This window comes from Dyadobacter sp. UC 10 (assembly GCF_008369915.1).
Lineage (GTDB): Bacteria > Bacteroidota > Bacteroidia > Cytophagales > Spirosomataceae > Dyadobacter.
Window position 1 is genome coordinate 1 of the sequence record NZ_VSRN01000006.1, and the last position, 566, is coordinate 566.

Below are 566 nucleotides of genomic sequence, written 5' to 3' on the forward strand. Positions count from 1 at the left end.
GGGCAGGAAACTAGTGCTGTACTTCTATCCGAAGGACAACACGCCGGGCTGCACGACCGAAGGGCTGCAGTTCCGCGATCTCTATCCGAAGTTCAAGAAAGCCGGCGCGGAAGTCATCGGCGTGTCGCGCGACAGCCTGCGCTCGCATGACAATTTCAAGGCGAAGCTCGAACTGCCGTTCCCGCTGATTTCCGATGCCGACGAAGCGCTGTGCGCGCTGTTCGATGTCATCAAGATGAAGAAAATGTATGGCAAGGAAGTGCGCGGAATCGAGCGCTCCACGTTCCTGATCGACGCCGACGGCGTGCTTCGCCAGGCATGGCGCGGCATCAAGGTACCGGGTCATGTGGACGACGTGCTAAGTGCTGTACAAGCGCTTTGAGGCGCGTTATATTGGGCCGCAATGAATGCCAGTTCGCCCCATATTTCTCGTAGCTGCGCCGGTGCTCGTTGCGATGCTTGCCGGCACCTGACGCGCATTACGACCGTATCAGCCGAGCCGCATGCCTCTATCGACGAGGCAGCGGCTTTTTTTATGGATTGCGCGCCGGGCCTCGGTCCGGCCC

2 protein-coding genes are annotated in these 566 nt (G+C 59.7%); one reads left to right on the forward strand and one right to left on the reverse strand.

Features of this window, described 5'->3' with window-relative positions:
- Nucleotides 1-382, forward strand: a 382-nt coding sequence (locus tag FXO21_RS28575) for a peroxiredoxin (protein ID WP_149643682.1), incomplete at its 5' end; no start/stop codon positions are given.
- Here FXO21_RS28575 and FXO21_RS29040 read toward each other — a convergent pair.
- On the reverse strand, nucleotides 343-566 hold a 224-nt coding region (locus FXO21_RS29040; protein WP_225865932.1), incomplete at its 5' end, for a hypothetical protein. The two genes, FXO21_RS28575 and FXO21_RS29040, sit on opposite strands and share 40 nt — an antisense overlap.